The 21,817-nt window shown below is 32.3% G+C and carries 24 protein-coding genes; all 24 read left to right on the forward strand.

The window, feature by feature from the left end; translation table 11 throughout:
- Positions 1-209 precede the first annotated feature (209 nt).
- Complete coding sequence (locus tag B2745_RS01580; protein WP_304062768.1) at positions 210-440, forward strand: DUF2281 domain-containing protein; 231 nt, start codon at positions 210-212, stop codon at positions 438-440.
- Positions 433-753: a type II toxin-antitoxin system PemK/MazF family toxin gene (locus B2745_RS01585; RefSeq protein ID WP_304062770.1), complete on the forward strand. Its 321-nt coding sequence runs from the start codon at positions 433-435 to the stop codon at positions 751-753. Before B2745_RS01580 ends, B2745_RS01585 begins: the two co-directional genes overlap by 8 nt.
- Positions 754-959: 206 nt before the next feature.
- A complete protein-coding gene (locus B2745_RS01590; protein WP_304062772.1) occupies positions 960-1,256 on the forward strand; it encodes a type II toxin-antitoxin system HigB family toxin in 297 nt (98 codons plus the stop codon).
- A gap of 2 nt (positions 1,257-1,258) precedes the next feature.
- Positions 1,259-1,624 carry a helix-turn-helix domain-containing protein gene (locus B2745_RS01595; protein ID WP_304062775.1) on the forward strand — a complete coding sequence of 122 codons (366 nt, stop codon included), beginning with the start codon at positions 1,259-1,261 and terminating at the stop codon, positions 1,622-1,624.
- A gap of 194 nt (positions 1,625-1,818) precedes the next feature.
- On the forward strand, positions 1,819-2,028 hold the full coding sequence (locus B2745_RS01600) for a DUF2683 family protein (RefSeq protein ID WP_304062777.1): 210 nt from the start codon (positions 1,819-1,821) through the stop codon (positions 2,026-2,028).
- Positions 2,004-2,282 carry a Txe/YoeB family addiction module toxin gene (locus B2745_RS01605; protein ID WP_304062780.1) on the forward strand — a complete coding sequence of 93 codons (279 nt, stop codon included), beginning with the start codon at positions 2,004-2,006 and terminating at the stop codon, positions 2,280-2,282. The genes B2745_RS01600 and B2745_RS01605 overlap by 25 nt, the downstream gene beginning before the upstream one ends.
- 273 nt (positions 2,283-2,555) lie before the next feature.
- On the forward strand, positions 2,556-3,413 hold the full coding sequence (locus tag B2745_RS01610; RefSeq protein WP_304062783.1) for an ABC transporter permease: 858 nt from the start codon (positions 2,556-2,558) through the stop codon (positions 3,411-3,413).
- A 648-nt stretch (positions 3,414-4,061) separates the two neighbouring features.
- Positions 4,062-5,342 carry an ABC transporter ATP-binding protein gene (locus B2745_RS01615; protein ID WP_304062786.1) on the forward strand — a complete coding sequence of 427 codons (1,281 nt, stop codon included), beginning with the start codon at positions 4,062-4,064 and terminating at the stop codon, positions 5,340-5,342.
- Positions 5,321-6,745 (forward strand): hypothetical protein, encoded by a 1,425-nt coding sequence (locus B2745_RS01620; RefSeq protein WP_304062789.1) that lies wholly within the window; start codon positions 5,321-5,323, stop codon positions 6,743-6,745. Before B2745_RS01615 ends, B2745_RS01620 begins: the two co-directional genes overlap by 22 nt.
- A complete protein-coding gene (locus tag B2745_RS01625) occupies positions 6,742-7,368 on the forward strand; it encodes an acyltransferase (RefSeq protein ID WP_304062791.1) in 627 nt (208 codons plus the stop codon). The genes B2745_RS01620 and B2745_RS01625 overlap by 4 nt, the downstream gene beginning before the upstream one ends.
- A gap of 4 nt (positions 7,369-7,372) precedes the next feature.
- Positions 7,373-8,308 (forward strand): hypothetical protein, encoded by a 936-nt coding sequence (locus B2745_RS01630; RefSeq protein ID WP_304062795.1) that lies wholly within the window; start codon positions 7,373-7,375, stop codon positions 8,306-8,308.
- Complete coding sequence (locus B2745_RS01635; protein WP_304062798.1) at positions 8,308-9,198, forward strand: NAD-dependent epimerase/dehydratase family protein; 891 nt, start codon at positions 8,308-8,310, stop codon at positions 9,196-9,198. Before B2745_RS01630 ends, B2745_RS01635 begins: the two co-directional genes overlap by 1 nt.
- Complete coding sequence (locus B2745_RS01640) at positions 9,183-10,325, forward strand: glycosyltransferase (protein WP_304062801.1); 1,143 nt, start codon at positions 9,183-9,185, stop codon at positions 10,323-10,325. Before B2745_RS01635 ends, B2745_RS01640 begins: the two co-directional genes overlap by 16 nt.
- On the forward strand, positions 10,318-11,097 hold the full coding sequence (locus B2745_RS01645) for a glycosyltransferase family 2 protein (RefSeq protein ID WP_304062804.1): 780 nt from the start codon (positions 10,318-10,320) through the stop codon (positions 11,095-11,097). The genes B2745_RS01640 and B2745_RS01645 overlap by 8 nt, the downstream gene beginning before the upstream one ends.
- On the forward strand, positions 11,090-12,232 hold the full coding sequence (locus tag B2745_RS01650; RefSeq protein ID WP_304062806.1) for a glycosyltransferase: 1,143 nt from the start codon (positions 11,090-11,092) through the stop codon (positions 12,230-12,232). Before B2745_RS01645 ends, B2745_RS01650 begins: the two co-directional genes overlap by 8 nt.
- A gap of 37 nt (positions 12,233-12,269) precedes the next feature.
- Positions 12,270-13,343, forward strand: a complete 1,074-nt coding sequence (locus tag B2745_RS01655; protein ID WP_304062809.1) for a glycoside hydrolase family 99-like domain-containing protein — start codon at positions 12,270-12,272, stop codon at positions 13,341-13,343.
- Positions 13,340-14,479, forward strand: a complete 1,140-nt coding sequence (locus B2745_RS01660; protein ID WP_304062812.1) for a glycoside hydrolase family 99-like domain-containing protein — start codon at positions 13,340-13,342, stop codon at positions 14,477-14,479. Before B2745_RS01655 ends, B2745_RS01660 begins: the two co-directional genes overlap by 4 nt.
- Before the next feature lie 11 nt (positions 14,480-14,490).
- Complete coding sequence (locus B2745_RS01665; protein ID WP_304062814.1) at positions 14,491-15,387, forward strand: glycosyltransferase family 2 protein; 897 nt, start codon at positions 14,491-14,493, stop codon at positions 15,385-15,387.
- Between the two features lie 44 nt (positions 15,388-15,431).
- Positions 15,432-16,718: a glycosyltransferase family 4 protein gene (locus B2745_RS01670; protein ID WP_304062818.1), complete on the forward strand. Its 1,287-nt coding sequence runs from the start codon at positions 15,432-15,434 to the stop codon at positions 16,716-16,718.
- Positions 16,715-17,647: a glycosyltransferase gene (locus B2745_RS01675; protein ID WP_304062821.1), complete on the forward strand. Its 933-nt coding sequence runs from the start codon at positions 16,715-16,717 to the stop codon at positions 17,645-17,647. Before B2745_RS01670 ends, B2745_RS01675 begins: the two co-directional genes overlap by 4 nt.
- Positions 17,644-18,699 carry an acyltransferase family protein gene (locus tag B2745_RS01680; protein ID WP_304062824.1) on the forward strand — a complete coding sequence of 352 codons (1,056 nt, stop codon included), beginning with the start codon at positions 17,644-17,646 and terminating at the stop codon, positions 18,697-18,699. Before B2745_RS01675 ends, B2745_RS01680 begins: the two co-directional genes overlap by 4 nt.
- 94 nt (positions 18,700-18,793) lie before the next feature.
- Entirely contained in the window at positions 18,794-19,600 is an 807-nt protein-coding gene (locus tag B2745_RS01685; RefSeq protein ID WP_304062827.1) for a hypothetical protein, read from the forward strand.
- Positions 19,582-20,556, forward strand: coding sequence for a glycosyltransferase family 2 protein (locus B2745_RS01690; RefSeq protein ID WP_304062830.1), 975 nt, complete (start codon positions 19,582-19,584; stop codon positions 20,554-20,556). The genes B2745_RS01685 and B2745_RS01690 overlap by 19 nt, the downstream gene beginning before the upstream one ends.
- Positions 20,553-21,770: a glycosyltransferase gene (locus tag B2745_RS01695; RefSeq protein ID WP_304062833.1), complete on the forward strand. Its 1,218-nt coding sequence runs from the start codon at positions 20,553-20,555 to the stop codon at positions 21,768-21,770. The genes B2745_RS01690 and B2745_RS01695 overlap by 4 nt, the downstream gene beginning before the upstream one ends.
- Positions 21,771-21,817: the final 47 nt, after the last annotated feature.

Here is a 21,817-nt window from a genome sequence, read left to right on the forward strand (position 1 = left end):
TTAGTGGATGGGGATATTTTTGATGGAGGGATTTTTGATTTAGGGATTGGGATGATAGTAGATAGTCAATGGTCGATGATCTATAGCTAGTGGTTAATGGTTAATGTGGCCTTAATCATGATAAATAAATATGTTTTTTCGTTTTGTTAACAACTGCTAATCAATGACAAAAGAAACGAAAGATTTGAAGAAATTAGTACCTTTAGTAAATGACAAGACAAGCTATCATAGATAAAACTATACAAGCAATCAATCAGCTTCCAGAAGATAAGGCTGAAGAAATTTCTCTTTTTGCAGATTTTCTCATGAAACGCTATGAAGAAAATATAGTTAACCAAGGTATTCAACAACTAGCGCAAAAGGGAAAAGCTTTTCAATTTCTTGAGGAGGAAGAAGATTTGTATTCTTTAGAAGATTTAAAAGTTAAATACAATGGCTAAAGGAGATGTGGTTTTAATCACTTTTCCTTTTACTGATCTTAGTGGATCAAAATTTCGTCCTGCTGTGGTCTTAAGTGAAAATTCGATGGATTATACAGTCTGTTTTATTACTTCTCAAATAGGCTGGCAAGAACAAACTGATTTATTACTCTATCAGAATTCCATTAATGGTCTAAAAAGGACTTCTTTAATAAGAACAAGTAAAATTGCAACATTAGACAAAAATCTAATTCAAGGACTCCTTGGAAAATTATCAAAAACCGAGGTAATAGATTTAAACTATAAGCTAAAAATACTATTACAAATCCCATAATCTTCTCAGAAATTCATATGTTGATAGTCGATGGTCAATGGTTGATGGTTAATGGTCTATAGTCAGTGCTAAAATGCCATGATTAAGAATTTTCAGACTGGCCAAATACCCGCATTGAGTAAGAGTTAAAATTACCTTTTTATCATAAAGTATAGAAAAACCCAATAAAGTTCTAAATTAGAGAACTTATATTTATATATTTGCTTTTGAAAAGAATTATTGCAAAAAAAACTTTAAGAGACTTTTGGGAAAAACACCCAGACAGCGAACAATATTTAAAGACTTGGTATGAGACTGCCAAAAATTCAAATTGGTCATCTCCTTCAGCTATCAAATATACTTATGCACACGCAAGCATCATTGCTGATAACCGAGTAGTCTTTAATATAAAAGGTAATTCTTATCGTCTAATAGTGAAATTTAATTACGAGAAACAATGGGCGTTTATCAGATTTATTGGTACCCATTCTGCGTATGACAAAATAGATGCTGAAAAAATATAAAGATGAATATTAAGCCTATTAAAACTGAAAAAGATTATATCGATGCTTTAGCCCGACTTGAGCTTATATTTGATGCAGATACTCATACAAAGGAAGGTGATGAAGCAGAGATATTATCGCTCTTAATTGAGAATTATGAAAATCAGTTCTTCCCTATAGAAGCACCAGATCCTATAGAAGCTATCAAGATAAGAATGGAAGAAATGGATCTAAAGCCTAAAGACCTGATTGGTGTTATTGGTCAAAAAAGCCGGGTATCAGAGATTCTTAATAAAAAGAAAAAATTGACCGTTGATATGATTAGAAAGCTGGAAGAGACTTTAAAAATACCTGCTTCCCTATTGGTTAATAATTATCAATTGAAATAAGGTGATTTAGGGATTAGTTCATTAGTGGATGGGGATATTTTTGATGGAGGGATTTAGTGGTTAGTTGGTTAGTTGGTTAGTTGGTTAGTCATTGGTTCATTAGTGGATGGGGATATTTTTGATTTAGTGATTGGGATGATAGTAGATGGTGAATAAAAATATTTCTGTAAATTTGTTAGAGAAGATTGTGATATATGGAAACTTTAATCGTACATCCTGAGAATAAAGAGCAATTAGCAGCCATAAAAGCTTTCATGAAGGCTCTTAAAATCAATTTTGAGAAAAAGTCAGAGGAATCACCTTACAATCCAGATTTTGTAGATATGATAAAAAGGGCTGAAAAAAGTTCTAGCTATAAAACTGTTGACCCAAACAACCTATGGGAAAGTTTACAATTAAAGTAGAAAAAATTGCAGAAGAACATCTCAAAAAACACTTCAAATCAGGCAATAAATCTAATATTAAAAAAATAGAGCAAATATTTATTGAGCTTGCCAAAACTCCTTATCATGGAATTGGAAATCCAGAACCCTTAAAATATGAACTATCCGGTTTCTGGTCCAGAAGAATAAATCAAAAAGACAGACTAATCTACAAAGTACAAGAAGATATTGTAACTGTGTTCGTAATTTCTGCACTAGGTCATTATGATAAATAGTCAGATTATTTTTTGATGCAACAGTGATGAGTAGAACGTGGATAATGATATTTTTGATGGAGTGAGTTTTGATTTAGGGATTGGGGATTAGTTTATTGGTCTGTTAGGGCTTAGTTGGTTAGGAGTTAGTTCATTAGTCATTGGTTCATTAGTGGATGGAGATATTTTTGATGGAGTGAGTTTTGATTTAGGGATTGGGGATTAGTTCATTAGTCATTGGTTCATTAGGAGTTAGTTTGATGGATCATATTAGATAAAACAACAGAAAAAAACATGAAGGTACAAGCCCAAGAAGAGTGGGATTTAGAAATACAACCGAAAAACAAACTTTTTGATTTACAGCTCAAAGAGGTTTGGCATTACCGCGACCTGATGTGGCTGTTTGTAAAGCGTGACTTTGTGGCGCAGTTTAAGCAAACCATCTTGGGCCCGTTATGGCATGTGATTCAGCCTGCTTTAACGACCATGATGTTTTTACTTGTTTTTGGTAAAATCGCTCGTATTCCTACGGATGGTATTGCTCCTGCTGCTTTTTACATGGCCGGATTGACGATTTGGAATTATTTTGCAGCTTGTTTAACTGGTACTTCCGGTACCTTTACCGCCAATGCTTCTATCTTTGGTAAAGTTTACTTCCCCAGAATTATTATGCCTTTATCTGTCGTGATTTCTAATATGGTGAAATTTGCTATCCAATTTGCCTTATTGATAGTTGTCATGGTTTATTACCACTTTAATGGGTATCCTATACAGTTAAGTGCAAATTTATTGTTCATACCCTTTATTGTTTTATTGATGGCGGGTATTGGTTTAGGTTTAGGCATCATCATTTCTTCGGTCACTACAAAATATCGGGATTTTGCTGTTTTGCTTTCTTTCGCAGTACAACTACTCATGTATGCTACCCCAGTGATTTATCCCCTCTCCTATTTACAAGGTAAAAGTTTTCGTTGGCTGGTAGATATCAATCCGCTTTCTGCCGTTGTAGAGAGTTTTAAATATGTTCTTTTTTCCAAAGGTTACGTAGATCCTCTACATATTCTATACAGTATTATTTTCATGCTTCTTTCTGTTGGTATAGGCTATATCATCTTTAACAGGGTGGAGAAAAGCTTTATGGATACGGTGTAGGTGGTTAGGGATTAGTTGGTTAGTTTGTTAGGTGGTTAGTTTGTTAGGTAGTTAGGGGTTAGTTTGTTAGGTGGTTAGGGGTTAGTTGGTTAGGTGGTTAGTTTGTTAGTCCCGATAGCTATCGGGAGTTAGGGGTTGGTTCATGAGTAGGGAGTCAATGGTCAATGGGCAATGGTTGATGGGCAATGGTCAGTAGGCTATAGTGAGTGCTAAAATGTCATGATTAAGAATTGTCACACTGAGCGGAGTCGAAGTGGGAGTCGAAGTGGGAGTCGAAGCCCTTTAGTTATTTTTGATTGATTGATTTTTGGTGGAGGGATTAGCTATTGGTTCATTAGTATTAGTTTATTAGTCATTAGTTCATTGGTGAGTGATTATATTTTTGATTGATTGATTTTTGATGGTGGGATTAGCTATTGGTTCATTAGTATTAGTTCATTGGTGAGTGATTTTTTTTTTGATTGATTGATTTTTGATGGTGGGATTAGCTATTGGTTCATTAGTGTTAGTTTATTAGTAAATAGTCATTTTAAGAATTGTCCGGCTGAGGGTATAGCTCCTATAGACAGGAAGTCGAAGCCTCTTGATTGAGTAAAATCAATATATTCATTTTGAAGCTTTTTTTAAACACAGCTTAATTTTTTTTAAATGGGAGTAGCCATAAAAGTAGAGAACCTATCTAAACAATACCGCTTAGGTAAAATTGGTACAGGTTCTATTGCTCATGATCTTAATAAATGGTGGCATACCGTAAGAGGTAAAGAGAATCCTTACCTTAAAATTGGGGAAACCAATGACCGCAGTACCAAAGGCAATAGCGATTATGTTTGGAGCTTAAAAGATATCAATTTTGAGATTGAGCAGGGAGATGCCGTTGGTATCATTGGTCGTAATGGTGCAGGTAAAAGTACCCTATTAAAGATCTTAAGCCGGGTAACAGGACCCACCACTGGCTCTGTAAAAGTAAAAGGTCGTATTGCTTCCTTATTGGAGGTAGGTACGGGTTTTCATCCTGAACTTTCTGGTAGGGAAAATATTTTCCTTAATGGCGCCATCTTAGGTATGCGCAAGCATGAAATACAAAGGCAGTTTGATGAAATTGTAGACTTTGCTGGTGTTGAGCGTTATATAGATACTCCAGTAAAGCGTTATTCTTCTGGTATGTATGTGAGGCTGGCTTTTGCAGTAGCTGCCCACTTACAATCTGAAATTTTAATTGTAGATGAAGTACTGGCGGTTGGCGATGCTGAGTTTCAGAAAAAGTGTTTGGGGAAGATGAATGATGTGAGTAAAGGGGAAGGGAGAACGGTGTTATTTGTGAGCCATAATATGAATTCTATTAAAACATTATGTCATTCTGGGATATATTTAAAGAATGGTTGTTTAAATTCTACGAGTAACAAAATGGAGGAACTAATAGATTTATATATTGACCAAGAACTATTTGGATTTGAAAAACGGGTTCCAATTTCTTTAAGAAAAGACAGGACAGGAAATGGTAATGCAACTATCATGGAATTAAACTTAAAAAATTCTATAGACGAGGAAACCATTAAAGTTGGGAATCAAATTATCCTAAATATTAGCTACAAAAGTAAACTACAATCTTTTAGAGGTCACCTTTTAATTAGTATAAACAATAAAAATGGAGATTGCGTATTATTCATGGATTCACAAACTATGGAAAGTTTCTCATTAAATTTTTCTAAAAATGGAGATATAGAAATAAAATTATCGAAGGATTTTGGACTACCAGAAGGAAAATATTTCCTAAATATTGCACTTTTTGTGAATTTAGAAATTGCAGACTATATCCAAAGTGCTTTGGTTTTTAATGTTGTAGAAGGTCAATTTTATGAAACTGGAAGAATGCCATCAGGAAAATCAATATGTTATGTTAAACAACAATGGAGCTATCTACAAATATGAATTTAGACACAAAAAATATCATTTATTCAAATTCATCTTTAGTTGATGATTTTGGAAGAGTTTTTTATTATAAAGACAGAATATTTAGAGGAGTAGCAGCTGCTTATAAGGAGTATACCACTGCTCTTATAAATTCAGATTTCTTTAAAGCATTACAGGAAAAAGAACTAATTGTTAAGACATGGATTAGCGAATTTAATACCCCTGAATTCCCTCTTATTTTAGAGCATGAATTGTTACATGATTCTAAGCCCCATCAATGGTCTTTTCAGATGTTAAAAGATGCTGCTATTCATATTATAGAGTTAAATAATCTTTGTGGCAAATACGGATTCCAATTAAAAGACGCTCATCCCTACAATGTACTATTTAAAAATAATAAACCAATTTTTATAGATCTAGGTAGTATTGTAAAAAAAAGTGATAATTCTAACACATGGATGGCTTATGAACAATTTATAAACTATAATTTCGTCCAATTATTATATTGGTCTTTAGGTGATTTTTTTGCGGCTAGAAAGCTTATTGAAGATGGAAACTCCCCATCCGTCAGAGTTATCCCTATGAATAATATTCTTGAATCTAATGTCTTCAGACCTATTGAAAATGAAATCTTTAATAAAGTAGCTTTAAGTAGATTCAATGATACTTATATCCTACAAATATTAGAGATTTTCAATAGAATTAGTTTTAAATTATTTAAAAAAAATATAAAAACAATACATTATAGAAGGGCTTTAAAACCATACAATGAAATAATTAACAGAATACATTTTTTGGAGAAACCTAATGTAAAAAGTTTATGGTCAGACTATCACAATGTTTATAGTTTAAACAATAAAATTGAGCCTCCAAGCCCAAGATTTAGAAAAATTATTGAGATTACTAAAGGATATCAACAGTACATAGACTCTTCTGTCGATTTAGCAGGCAACCAAGGTATATTTTCGGAACTTCTAAGGAAGGAAATTCCTTTAAAAAAAGTAATGCTTACGGATTATGATGAAACAGCGGTTGATAAAGCTTACATAAGATTTAAATGTAACAATATTCCAATAATACCTCATCTTTATAATTTCATGATACCATTAAGGGATTCTGAAATTGAGCACTTAAAAGCAGATATAGCTTTCGCACTTGCAATCACCCATCATTTAATCTTAACTCAAAATTATCACTTAAGAACTATACTTGAAAGAGTTAATTTTCATAGTAAAAGATATGTAGCCATTGAGTTCATGCCTCTTGGTTTATGGAATGGAAATGGTGAACCAGATATTCCTTATTGGTATACACAAGATTGGTTTAGAAAAGAGTTTCAAAAGGTATTTGAATTAATATTAGTCGAATCCCTAGAACCTAATAGGATATTGTTTTTTGGAAAAAAGAAAGAAAAAGAATGAGCTTTTTAAAAAAAATCATAAAAAAGCTCTTGATTAAATTTTTAAAAAAAATTAATATAGCTACAATTTTATCAGAAATAGAAAAAAGTAATTCCCCTATTACTAAAGAAAAGTTAGTTAACGAAGTATTATTTACCTCAACTTCTACAATAGATAACCAGCAGAATAACCAAGAAAAAATATCTATAGGAGAAGGGTCCGTAATAGCTGGAGCACTATTAATATTTAAATATGGCGGTGAAATAAGAATTGGAAAAAACTGCTATCTCGGAGATTTAAGTAGAATATGGTCTGGAGAAAAAATTATTATTGGAGATAATGTCTTAATCTCTCATAATGTAAATATTATTGATACTAACTCACATGAAATAGATTCAATTGAAAGAGCTGAGAGGTATATTGAACTCATTAAAAATGGACCATGGCAAAATAAAGGTAGTATTAAAACAAAACCAATTATTATAGAAAACAATGTATGGATTAGTTTTAATTCTGTAATTCTAAAAGGAGTAAAAATTGGTGAAGGTGCAATAATTGGAGCTGGATCAGTTGTAACCAAAGATGTACCAGCTTTCACTTTAGTAACTGGTAACCCTGCAAAAGTAGTTAAAAATTTAATATAACCCTATGCTTAGATATTTCAAGAATAAATTTCAGAGTCTAATAAGAAAAGTACTAAAAGAGGAGCTTAATCTTCTAACAAATCGTTTAGACAATTTAAAAGATGATAGCTTTAAGATTTTAACAAGTAAACTTTTATTAGAAGAAATCAAAAAAAAAAACATTAATACAATTAAAGATGCAGAATTTAAAGTTTTCTCACAATGGGGTGATGATGGGATTATACAATACCTTATAAATAATATTAACATTGAAAAAGAAATCTTTATAGAATTCGGTGTACAAGACTATACAGAATCCAATACTAGGTATCTCTTAATGAATAATAACTGGACTGGACTAATTATGGACGGTTCTAAAAGTCATATAGATTTCGTAAAAAGAGACAACATCTATTGGCAATATGACTTAAAAGCTATACAAGAATTTGTTACAGCTGAAAATATAAATATGATTCTCGAAAGAGAAGGATTTACAGGAGAGATTGGACTTTATCACATTGACATAGACGGAAATGACTATTGGATTTGGAAAGCTACAGAAGTTATAAGTCCCGTAATAGTAATAGTTGAATATCAAAGTTTATTTGGTTTTGAAAGAGCAATAACTACTCCCTATAGAGCAAACTTTGTAAGGACCAAAGAACATCATTCTGATTTATATTATGGTGCATCAATTCTTGCTCTCTGTGATTTGGCTGAAGATAAGGGCTATCATTTTATTGGTTGCAATAGTTCGGGTAACAATGCTTACTTCGTTAGAAAAGATAAAATAGGAAATTTAAGTGTTTTATCTGCCTCGGAAGGTTATGTGAATTCTAAATTCAAAGAAAGTAAAAATCCCGAAGGAAGGTTAACTTATATTTCTGGTGACTCAAGACTAGAAGTAATTAAAGGCATGGATGTTTACAATACAAGATCTCAAACAATAGAGAAAATCTAATGAAAGTTCTAATTATAGGAGCAAAAGGCTTTATTGGCACTCATTTATATAGTTATTTGACACAAAAAAACAATCAGATAACAGCTTGTGATGTAGTTATAGATTACGAAACACCAAATTATATCTTAATAGACCAAAGTAATGCCGATTATGATGATTTATTTAAGTCATATAATTTTGATATTTGTATAAATTGTTCGGGGGCTTCCAGCGTTCCTGACTCAGTGACAAATCCTCAAAGAGACTTTTACTTGAATACTATTAACGTTTTTAATATGCTGGAAGGTATAAGGAAGTACCAACCAAATTGTAAGTTTTTAAATTTATCTAGTGCTGCGGTTTATGGTAATCCTAAACAACTTCCCATAAAAGAAACCGATATTTCTAAACCTTTGTCGCCTTACGGTTTTCACAAAAAAAATGCTGAATTAATCTGTGAAGAATTTCATCAATTCTATCAACTTAATACTTGTAGTGTACGTATATTTTCCGCCTATGGGAATGGCCTAAAAAAACAAATTTTTTGGGATATTGCCCAAAAAGCTAAAGGAAGTAACACCTTAACGTTATTTGGAACAGGAATGGAATCGAGAGATTTTATTCATATTGATGATATCGTTGCAAATTTGGAGCTAATTATGTTAAAAGATTCATTTACTGCCAATATCTATAATATAGCAAATGGAGTTGAAATCACTATTGAGCAAGCCGCTAAAGAACTCTTAAAAGCTCTAAATTGGCATGGAAAACTTATTTTCAATCAAGTTGTAAGAGTTGGAGATCCACAAAATTGGTGCGCTGATATATTAAAAATTAAGGCTTTAGGTTATAAACAAAAAATAAGCTTAGAATTGGGCCTTAAAAAGTATGCAGAATGGCTAAACAATTAAAAATAGCACTTAATTATTCTTATAATGAAGCTTGGATTGGTGGCACTTATTATATTGAAAACCTTATTTGGGCTTTAAACACATTACCACAAAATAAAAAACCGATAATCTTAATTTTAAGTACACTAGAAAATTATAATAAACTTAAAGAAAGAATCGATTATCCTTATTTAAGTCATCACAAAATCTATGATGATAGAAATATAATATGGAGAATACTTAATAAATTCTGGCAGATTTTTTTTTACTCTAGAAAATTTGAGAAGAAAATTAATGTAGATGGAATCTTTCCATATTCTGGTCCAATTTTATTTTTAAATCCTAAAAATAAGTTTTATTGGATTCCAGATTTTCAGGAGCACTTTTTATCTGAATTATTTTCAAAAGAAGAAGTAATAGCTAGAAAAAATAATCAGCTTACCATTGCTGAAAGTGAAGATAATTTAATATTAAGCAGTAAGGATGCCTTCAATCATTTCCAAAAAATTTATCCTTATTCTAAAATAAAACCATACGTATTACCTTTTGCAGTAAGTTTACCTTCTTTAGAAAAAATTGACTTCAACCAAATCAAATTCGAGTATCAACTAGTTAATAATTATTTAATTTGTGCAAATCAATTATGGGTACACAAAGACCATATAACTTTAATAAAAGCGGTTCATCAACTAAAAAAAGAAAATATTAAAATTGTTGTTTATTTAACTGGAAAAACAGAAGATTACCGTTTCCCAAATTATTATCAGCAGATTCTAGATTTAATCAAAAATTACCAATTAGAGAAGCAAATAATCCCTTTAGGTTTTTTAGACAGAAAGATACAACTAACAATCTTAAAAAATGCCAAAGCGGTTATTCAACCTTCATTATTTGAAGGTTGGAGTACAGTTATTGAAGATGCTAAAGCATTAAATAAATTTATTATTGCATCAAACATTAGTATTCATCAAGAGCAATTACTGAATTACCCCTCACTATTATTTGAAGAGAAAAATCCTAACAAACTTGCAGAATGCATAAAATTATTTATGAGTCAATCAATTGGAACAGAATTTAAACAAGATTATAAAGTTAATATTCAGAAATTTGGAAATTCCTTTTTATCCATTTTAAATAATAATGTATAAAATCTCTGTCATAACTATCAACTTTAACAATAAAACAGGATTAGAAAAAACTATACAATCTGTTATTTATCAGACCTACCCTTTTATTGAATACATTATAATTGATGGAGGAAGTACTGATGGAAGTGTTGAGGTGATAAAAAAATATGAAGATAAGATTACGTATTGGGTGAGTGAGCCAGATAGAGGAATTTACCACGCCATGAATAAGGGAGTTGAAAAAGCTACTGGAGACTACCTACTCATGTTAAATTCTGGTGATTATTTAATTAGTAACAACATCATTAATCAATTTGCACAACTAAGTACTACTGAAGCGATAGTTTATGGAGACTTAAAATGGGAAAAAGATCAAAGCTTACATAATCATAAGTTCGATAAGGAATTATCGTTTAGATATTTTCTAAATAATTCATTAGGGCATCAAGCGATGTTTATTCATAAATCTATTCATAAAACTATTGGATTATATGATGAAGATTACAAAATTACAGCAGACTGGAAACTCATACTCTTGGCTTACAGTAAATTCAATTTACCTTTTAGGTACATAAACCTTGAAATTAGTATCTGTCCTAGGGATGGCATTAGTTGTAATCCTGCTAACTGGACTCAAATTCTCTCAGAGAGAAAAATGTTCTTAGAAAAAGAATTTAAAACATTTTTACCCGATTATGATAATATGCAAAGATTAGAGAATGATTTAAAAACATTAAAACAGTCATATTTTCAAAAAATTAAAAGACGACTAAAAAAATATATTCTTGAGTAAGATAGTAATTACATTTATTACACACGACGTTTATTTAACTGGAGCTCCTAAACTGCTATTGAACCTTATTAGTCTATTAAAAAAGACTGATGAATATTATATTGCACTTATTATTAAAGAAGATAAGAGAGATAGGGAAAACTTAAGTAGAGATTTTAAACAATTGGTATCTGAGACACTTGTATGGAAATCTGAAATAAAAAATGGTAAACTATTAAAACTAAGAAAACTATATCATAAATACCTTCAACAAAAAAGAGATAACAAAATCCAAACTCTCATAAATAAAAGTGACATTATAATAGCTAATACAATTACAAATGGAGATTTCTTTGACTGTTTCAACTTTAATAAAGTTAGAAAATGTATAAGTTATATACACGAATTAGAAATAGCTACAGAATTTTTCACTAATCCCAAGCACTTAAGCGTATTGGTTAAAAAAACAGATTTCTATTTGGTACCAAGTTATGCTGTTGCTAACCACTTAATAAAAAATTTATCAATTCCTAATGATAAAATATCTTTACTGAATTACTATATACCTTATCAAAAAAATGATTCACTTAAGTCTCTTGATGATGAGATATTTTACATTGGAATACTTGGCACTTTAGATTGGAGAAAAGGTGCGGACATTTTACCTGTATTTATAAAATCTTTCTTTGAAAAATATCCTTATAAAAATATCAAATTTATCTGGAAAGGTGTTAATATAAATACAATACAATACAAAAGAATAAAATATGAATTAGATAAAATTAACTTAAGTGATCAAGTCATTTTTGAAACGGCAAGTTTAAACACACAGGACTTTTTCAATAAAATTAAACTTCATTTATCTTTAGCAAAAGAAGACCCCTACCCTCTAGTTGTTCTCGAAGCTGCTAGTTATCATATCCCTTCTTTATGTTTCCATGGTGCTGGTGGAGCTCAAGAGTTTATTAAAAATGATGCTGGGGCAACAGTTCCTTATCTTGATTTAGAATTATTAACAGAAAAAATCATTTATTACAAAGAAAATGAGAATGCCTTAGTTGCCTCAGGAAAAAATGCTTTTGAAAAATTTTTAAATCTTCATTATCAAGAAAAAATAATTTTACAGCAATTTAAGAACGCTATAAATTATAAATAATCTAATTCTTTACTTCTAAGCAAAATAGTAGATAACATTGAAAAAAATTAGACCTATTGCGATTCACCTTCCCCAATTCCATCCTTTTCCTGAAAATGATGAATGGTGGGGTAAAGGCTTTACAGAATGGACAAATGTTGCCAAGGCCAAACCTTTATTTAAAGGACATTATCAACCTCATTTGCCTGCTGATTTAGGTTTTTACGATCTTAGACTTGAAGAAGCTAGAATGGCACAAATAGCCCTAGCTAAAGAATATGGAATATATGGCTTCTGCTATTACCATTACTGGTTTAATGGTAAAAGATTGATGCATCAACCACTAGATAAAATGTTAGCTAACCCTAAAGAAGATTTTCCATTTATGTTTTGTTGGGCTAATGAAACTTGGAGTAGAAGATGGCTAGGAGAGGAAAAAGAAATTTTAATCAAGCAAACTTATAGTAAAGAAGACGACATTAAACATGCCGAATGGTTGTGTAACAATGTTTTTATTGATAAAAGATACATCACAATAGATGATAGACCAATTTTCGTTTTCTACAGGCCGCGAGATCTTCCTAATTATCTCGAAACTATACAAACATTCAAATCTGTTGCAAAACGCAAAGGAATAAATGAACCCTATTTAGTAGCAAGTAATTCAAGAGGTGAAAATCAATCTTTTGAAGGTTTTGATCACGTTTTAAGTTTTGAACCCAAATTGGGCGTTTTAGATCAAGCATTTAATGACAAAAAATATTCTATTAGAAAATTCATTAACAACTTTAAAAATAACATTATTTCTCCTGAACTTAAAGTTTATGATTATGGAAGATTTAAAGATCAGATGGCCTTAAAATCATATTCCTATGAATATTTCCCTTGTGTTTTCGTTGGCTGGGATAATACCGCCAGACGAGAAAAGAGAGGCATAATTTTAAATAATCAAACTCCAGAAAGATTTAAACAGTCTTTAATTGAAGCCAAAGAAAAAGTTAAGCATTTTAAATCTGATGAACAAATTATTTTTATCAATGCTTGGAATGAATGGGCTGAAGGTAACCATCTAGAACCTGATCAAAAAGATGGACATAAATATTTGGAAATTGTTAGGGAAATTTTCAAATGAATAAACTCAGAGCAATAGCCATACACCTTCCGCAGTTTCATCCTACAATTGAAAATGATGAGTGGTGGGGGAAAGGTTTTACTGAATGGACAAATGTTGCTAAAGCAAAACCTTTATTCAAAGATCATTACCAACCCCACCTACCTTCAGATTTAGGTTATTATGATCTACGACTACCGGAGACCAGATTAGCACAAGCAGAATTGGCGATGAAATATGGCATTGAGGGTTTTTGTTATTATCATTATTGGTTTAATGGTAAAAGAATATTAGAAAAGCCTGTTAATGAAATATTAGAATCAAAAAAACCAGACTTCCCTTTTATGTTGTGTTGGGCAAATGAAAATTGGAACAGGGGTTGGAACGGTGCAGAATATGATGTTCTGTTAAAACAAGAGTATTCGGATCAAGATGATATCAATCATATTCAATATTTGTTGGAGATTTTTAAGGATGAGCGCTATATTAGAATTGATGATAAGCCCGTCATTGCTATTTATAGATCTACAAAACTACCGAATCCTAAAAAGACACTAAGCCTTTGGAGAAATGAAGCAAAGAAACATAATTTAGAGCTCTACATCTGTAGGTTTGAAAGTTTTAGTGAAAGTGGTGGTGAAATTACTACTGATATGGGATTTGATGCTGCCATAGATTTTCAACCCAAAAGTAGGTATATCAGAGAAATTATTGATAACAAAAGCTTTATTGAAAAGACTTTTAGGAAAGTGCAAAAAAGACTTCATTGGGAGGTTCCATCCTATTTAAAAAACCTATTTTACAATGCAAAAAACCAAGGTAGCATAGTTACTTATGACGAGTATATAAATAAAGCTATAAGCAGTCATAAGGTGAAATACAAATTATTTCCATGTATTACTCCAATGTGGGATAATAGTGCCAGAAAAAAGGAGAGTTATATCATATTAAAAGATTCAACTCCTCAAAAATATGCAAAATGGTTAAGTATAATACTAAAGAACTTCACTCCTTATAGCAAAGATGAAAATCTAGTTTTCATTAATGCATGGAATGAATGGGCAGAGGGGAATCACCTTGAACCTTGCCATAAATGGGGCCATGAGTATTTATTGGTAACCAAGCGAGAATTAGAGAAGATCAATAAGGGATGGTAAATATATACACCGTGATAATTACATTTAATGCTGCTCCGTGGCTTGAAAAATGTTTAAATTCTTTATTAAAAAGCACCATTCAAACAAAAATTATCATAATTGACAATGGCTCAACAGATGATACAATTGAAATTATAAAGACAGCGTTTCCTACAGTTGATTTGATAATCTCTGAAAAAAATATTGGATTTGGCCAAGCGAATAATATTGGTATTAAGAAAGCTTTAGAGGCTGGAGCAGCGTATGTTTTTTTGTTAAACCAAGATGCCTGGATTGAAGAAAATACCATAAAAATTTTATTACAAGCCGCAACTTCAAACCCCAACTACGGCATCATTAGTCCTTTACATCTTAATGGTGCTGGAAATTTGATTGATAACTTGCTATTCAAAAATCTAACTAAACATCCTAGCGGCAGACAATTATTTTCAGATTTATTTAATAAATGTAATGCGGATAAAATCTACGATCTTACCTATGTAAATGCTGCATGTTGGCTGTTGTCTAAAGATTGTATTTCAAAAGTCGGCTTGTTTGATCCAATTTTCGAGCACTATGGTGAAGACAATAATTACTGCCATCGGGTTGAATTTCACAAATATAAATTAGGAATCTTAACTACCACTGCAATTTATCATGACAGGGAAGATCGTGTAAATAAAAAAGAGAAGTGGAAAGAAAATCCGGAGTTAGAAATAAAATTATCGTTAACAAATGTTTTAGGTAAAAGCTTTTCTCTCAACTATGCCAAAGAAAGAAAAAAAACCTATAAGGCTTTATTTAAGTCGATGTTAACAGCTAATAAAAAACAAGTCCTTTTTAATTATGAAAAATTAAAATTAATGCGTTCCAACTTACCAAAGTTAAAAGATAGTTTTTTGAAAAATTCCCAGCCTTACAAATTTTAACTCTCTTAACCAATAAAGAGCTTGGTAATAACAATTAATCCTCAATGACTATCACTTTTATCCTCCCAGAAATTACAGGTGGAGGAATTGCTACTTATTATAAAAATCTTATCCCCCAATTGGTGGAAGCCGGCCATGCGGTTAATGTCATTTTGGGTGATTATAAATTCGATATAGCCCAACATTCATTTCCAGGACAATTATTTCAGATCACTAAACAAGACTACAAAAAGGGATTAGCGCAATATACAGCGCTCGATATTTTTTCGACCATTAGGCATAAATGTGCCTTAAGCTATGCCTGCTATTTAAGAGCGTTAGAAATGGGTAGTGATGTTATAGAAATTACTGATTACAACCTTCTTTTTTATAAATTTCTAACCGATAAAATTGCTCCGGTAGTCATCCGCTTAGCAGGAAGTTCGGGTCAGTTAGAGCTTCACGAGCAACGGAATTCAGATCAGTTGGAAAATACATTTTTATTGGGTTTAGAAAAAAGTTTAATTAACGAGGCCGACTATATTATTGGCCTAAGCCAACTAAATGTTGATTATTGGAACCAAAGGCTTAATAACAAGTCGTTTCTCCATTTGCCTTATATCAATTACAAAACAACTCATGTTACTCCAACCGAAATAAAATCTAACAGGGGCGTAGTGGTAGGTCGATTGCAGCTATGGAAAGGCGCCAAATTCTTGTGTGAATTTTACCAAAAATATCCCGACGCTCCGGAAGTTGATTGGATTGGCGGAGACAATTATTATAAGGATTATGCTGTGTCTATGCTGGCACATCTGAAGAAAACATATCCTGATATCATTGGGCACAAAATACATTTTATCGGGCGTTTACCTTATGAAAAAACTCAACAAAAGATTACAGATGCCGCTTTCGTACTCGTTCCTTCTATTTGGGATACCTTTAATTTTGTAGTGACAGAGGCCATGTGGAATAAAAAAATTGTGATCACCTCTGACGGCACAGGCGCCTCAGAATTAATTGATAACGATAATAATGGCTTTGTCTATAATCATAAAGATGTACATACCCTAGCCGATTCTCTAAAACGTTTTCAAAGTAAATCAGCATTAGAACTGGAGATGATTGCTTCTAATGCCCAAAAAACGGTAAAATATTTTTTAAATAATCCTCAGTTAATTACAGACAGGCTGAATATTTATGATAGCCTCAAAAATCTATCAATCAAAAGAAATGAGGAGATAGCCTTCTTAAATCAAGCCCTAACTACACCCTCAACCAAAAAAGCTGTTGTTAAAAAGTTAAGCGCAAAGGAATTATTGCAAGCTTTTGTTAATAAAATTACAAGGTGAAAGTAACTACCATCATCTGTTCATTTAATCCAAAAAAGGATATTCTCACCCGGGCTATTAACGCCCTAAAAGCTCAAACTTTATCATTCGACGATTGGGAACTAATTTTGGTAGATAATTCAAGTAGCCCGGCAATTTCCTCATGGTTAGATTTGGCATGGCATCCCCACTCAAAAATCATCGTGGAACAAAAACTGGGATTATCGCATGCCCGTTTATTTGGCGTTGAAAACGCTCTTTCAGACTTGATTGTTTTTGTGGATGATGATAATGTATTAGATGCAAATTATCTTGAAGAAGCATTCAGATTTCATCAACAGCATCCGGAGGTTGGTTGCTTTGGTGGGAAATCTATTCCGGAGTTTGAAACCCAACCTCCTGATTGGTTCTTTGAAACAGGTATCAATTTGGGTTGCCAGAATTATGGGAATGATCTGCATATTTCAAACTACAAAACCTTAGGACATCAAATAAACCAATATCCTGAAAAAGCCCCAATCGGAACAGGAATGGTTATTTTAAAAAGCGCATTTTTGGGTTATCTGGAAAAAGTACAAAATAATGCAGAACGTATAGCTTTAGGTAGAAGGGGAACTAGTCTTACCTCTGGTGAGGACAACGACATCGTACTCACACTTATTAACAATGGGTACGAAATTGCCTATCTCCCCGCTCTCAAAATCACGCATCTTATTCCACAAAATAGATATAGCTTAAACTATCTAAAAAAAATGGCCTACGAAAGCAACCGTTCATGGGTAAAAGTTTTGGCTATTCACGGCATAAATCCCTGGAAAAAAATTCACCCAATTAGCTTGCCACTAAGAAAATTGAAAGCTTACCTCAAAGTTAAGCCCTGGAAAGGTGAATTAAATGTGGTGAACTATCAAGCCGCTTTGGGAAAATTTAAAGGGCAGTCGGAAATATGAGCGGCAAGCTATTAAAAAGAAATCACACTTTAGACATTCTGAGAGCTTTTGCAGCGCTTGCTGTAGTATTATTCCATTTAAATGAACCTATAGCACACATTGATAACTGGTACCGAAATATTGTAAAATTAGGTTGGCTTGGCGTTCCTGTTTTTTTCGTCATTAGTGGTTACTGTATCATGATGTCGGCATTTAAAACGAAGAAATTTAATTACTTCATTTCTAAGCGATTTTTTCGAATATTCCCCCCCTATTGGGTAAGCCTTTTACTAATCATACTTATTGCCATACTTCAAAAAATTGTAACAGGGTTTAATTCTATCAGTTCTATCCCTAAAAATTTAATTGAAATAGGTGCAAATCTCGCTCTTCTAACCAAGCCGTTTAGTAATATTGAAACCATTAATTGGGTTTACTGGTCGTTAACTTACGAATGGTTCTTTTACCTCCTTATTGGTATCGTTATGCTATCACTACCCATTCGATTTTGGATAACAGCTTTAAGCATAATTACATTAATATCCATTTACATAGATAACTCAGACTATAATATATTATTTTTCTTTCATCACTGGCCAACATTTAGTTTAGGACTGGCCGCTTACACGTTTCATTTCGATAACACGAACAAGAGATTATTTTATTTTTTCACGTTAGTAATACTTAGCATGTATGGTATTGTGAATCATTTTGTTTTGGTTAATCAAGTTGAATATGGAATAGCATCTTTACTAACCTTTATTATACTACTAATAAGCCCGTATTTACAGGTTTCTAAAAATATCCTCACAAGCTTGGGAGATTATTCATACGGAGTTTATTTATTGCATGTTCCAATAGGTATTTACATAATGGGCAGATTAAAAACAAAGGATATCCAAGAAAATATCTTCTTGAATATCCTATACGATCTGATCATCTATCTAATTTGCTGCTCGGCAGCCAAATTATTCTATCAATTCATAGAATTACCTTCAATGAAACTAGGTAATAAACCTCTCATTATTTCTTCTGACAATCAAACTAGTTCCATTGATACAAAAAATCATTAATAAACTTTACCGATATCCGAAATCTGATTGGAAAAAAATTCAAAGATTTGGAGGCCTTCTCAATTATAGAAGTATCCTCAGCTTGCAGAAAAAGATGATGAAAGCAAGTACTAACTTGCCCCAAATTCCATCATTTTCTATTGGCTTACCTATTTACTTTCTTACCGGAAAAAAATTCATTTATCAGACTATGTTTTGTACGTACTCACTGGTAAAACATAGTAAGGAACCATTTCAGTTTATATTTGTAGACGACGGTTCTTTTGATGATGAGGATATAGCCTACCTGAAGGTTAAAATGCCAGGTGTTAAACTAGTTTTAAAAGAAGAAATTGCCCAAAATTTAAATCAGTTTTTGCCTGTCGAAAAATTCCCGTTTCTACATCACAAAAGAAAAGTATATCCACATATTAAAAAATTGACAGATATACATACCCTTCAGGATTATCCTTATAAAATTGTTTTAGACTCCGATATGCTTTTCTGGGAAGAACCTTTAGAAATTATAGAATGGTTAAAAAGTCCTGTAAATTCTATTTATATGTTGGACTGTGAGGAATCTTACGGATACTCGAAAGAACTCATGTTTGAACTATGTGGTCGTGAAATTCCTGAATTGATGAATGTTGGAGCAATAGGCTTTAAGAGTGACCTTATTAATTGGGAAAATCTGGAAAAATGGGGAAGTACTTTAGAACAAAATGAAGGAACTTCATATTATTTGGAACAAGCATTAACCGCCATGTTGATATCCGGGCAACAAAGTAAAATACTCAGCAGGAAGGATTACATTGTTAATCCCTCGCCAGAGCAAATTAAAAATTCAGTGGGTAAATTACACCATTATGTAGATTTATCTAAAGAAGGTTATTTTAAAACTGCATGGAAAAAAACACAGTAAACTTACCTTTAGTTTCCATCTGCATGCCTGCATACAATGCAGAAAGATACATTCTTGAAACCATTGATTCTATCCTTAAACAAACCTACACCCACTTTGAATTAATTATTGTTAATGATGGTTCTAAGGACAATACGTTGAGCCTATTGAGGCAGATTGAAGACGATAGGATAAAAATTGTTGATAGTGAAAATAAAGGCCAGTGCGCAGCAGCCAATTTAGCTTTCGCACATTCTACCGGAGACTATATTAAATTTATTGACGCTGATGATTTAATATCTCCTGACTTCTTAGCACTTCAGATAGAAAAAATTACAGGAAATGATACCCAGATAGCTTCGGCTGAGTGGGGACGTTTTTATGGTGATGATTTATCGACCTTTAAACTTAACCCCGAACCGGTTTGGAAAGACATGAAACCTATAGACTGGCTGGTAGACTCTTTTTGGAACGGACCTAACATGATGCAATGTGCTTTGTGGCTTATTCCCCGAAAAATTCTTGAAAAATCAGGGCTTTGGGATAAGCGTTTATCCCTTATAAATGATTTCGACTTTTTCATCAGGGTGTTACTGGCCGCTGATGAAATAAAGTTTACGAAAGGCGCTGTATTGTATTACCGGTCAGGAATTAATAACTCATTATCTAGGCAGAAATCACGAGAAGCTTATGAGTCTGCTTTTCTTTCGACCAAACTAGGGATAGAAAATCTACTTAATTTTGAAAATTCTAAAAGAATTAGGAAAATCTCTGCTGATAATATGCAAATGTGGGCATATGAATTTTATCCTGATCACATGGATTTATATTATCAGGCTTTAGATTACGTTAGGAAACTTGGAGGTTCTGATTTCAAATTTCCTTCTGGAGGATACACGAAATTATTAATAAAATTTTTTGGCTGGATGTTAGTTAAACAAATAAAAATTAAATTTAAACCTCATAAAGTCTATTGAAAATAGTTTATATTCTCAGCCAATCACATTTATGCCGTAACCCAAGAGTGGTAAAAGAGGCTTTACTTTTGCTGGAAATGGGCTTTGAGGTTAAAATATTAACTTGCAAATATAATGAAGAGTTACATTTAGAAGATTTAAAATTGGTTCCAAAAGAAATAACAATTGAGCATTTTGCTGATCTTTCCAAAAATAATTTCAAAACCTTATACTTAAAAGTCATTCGTAGATTGGCTATAATAATTCTTAAAAAGCTAAGAATTGAAACACCATATGTACTAGGCTATGGTTTTGATTCTCTATTAAGTAAAGCCCGAACTAAAAAGGCTCATTGGTACATTTGTCATCAAGAGATAGCAACACTTGTTGGTAAAAAGCTACTGGAAGATGGGTCTGAAGTTGCTTTTGATTTAGAAGACTGGTATTCGGAAGATTTGCTTGAAAGCGCCAGAAAAGAACGACCTATTAGACTTTTACAACAAGCAGAAGAAACTGCATTGAAAAAAGGATTATTTTGTACCACAACTTCACATGTTATGGCAGACGCAATGGCAAAAAATTATGGGGCTAGGAAACCCTTTGTAGTCTACAATTCTTTTGAAAAACAAAAAAATATAATCGCTCCTATCCATACTGAGAGAAAAGATTTTACTACTCCTTCACTTACCTGGTTTTCACAAACTATAGGACCTGGTAGAGGTCTAGAATTATTAATGGATGCTTTAGGTGAAATTAAAGAGCCCCTACAAATACATTTAAGAGGGAATATTACTGTTGCTTATAGAGCTGAACTACTAAATAGATTGAAGAGTAATACGCATCTCATTTATTTTCACAAATTGGTAAGTCCTAACGAACTTCCTGCTTGCCTTGCGGTTCATGATATTGGACTAGCATTAGAACTTTCCAACCCCAAAAGCAGAAACCTGACCATCACTAATAAAATTATGCAGTATGCACAAGCTGGTTTAGCTATTGTGGCTTCTCATACTGCCGGACAGGAGGAGCTTGCTCTGCAAAATCCTAAGGGAATAAAGGTGTTTAACCAAGATAATGTACAAACTTTGATTAAGATTATAAGAGATTTGATTGCTGACAGGGAGAAATTGAGTCTAGTAAAAGCTGCATCTTTAGAATTCTTTCACACCCATTTATGTTGGGAATTAGAAAAGGAAAAATATAAAAATTTACTGCTGCGAGCTTTTAAAAATTAATAAAAAGCATCTACTTGTTTACATAAAGCCTATAAACTATTATTGAC

The sequence above is a fragment of the Pedobacter glucosidilyticus genome (assembly GCF_002483235.1).
GTDB lineage: Bacteria > Bacteroidota > Bacteroidia > Sphingobacteriales > Sphingobacteriaceae > Pseudopedobacter > Pseudopedobacter glucosidilyticum_B.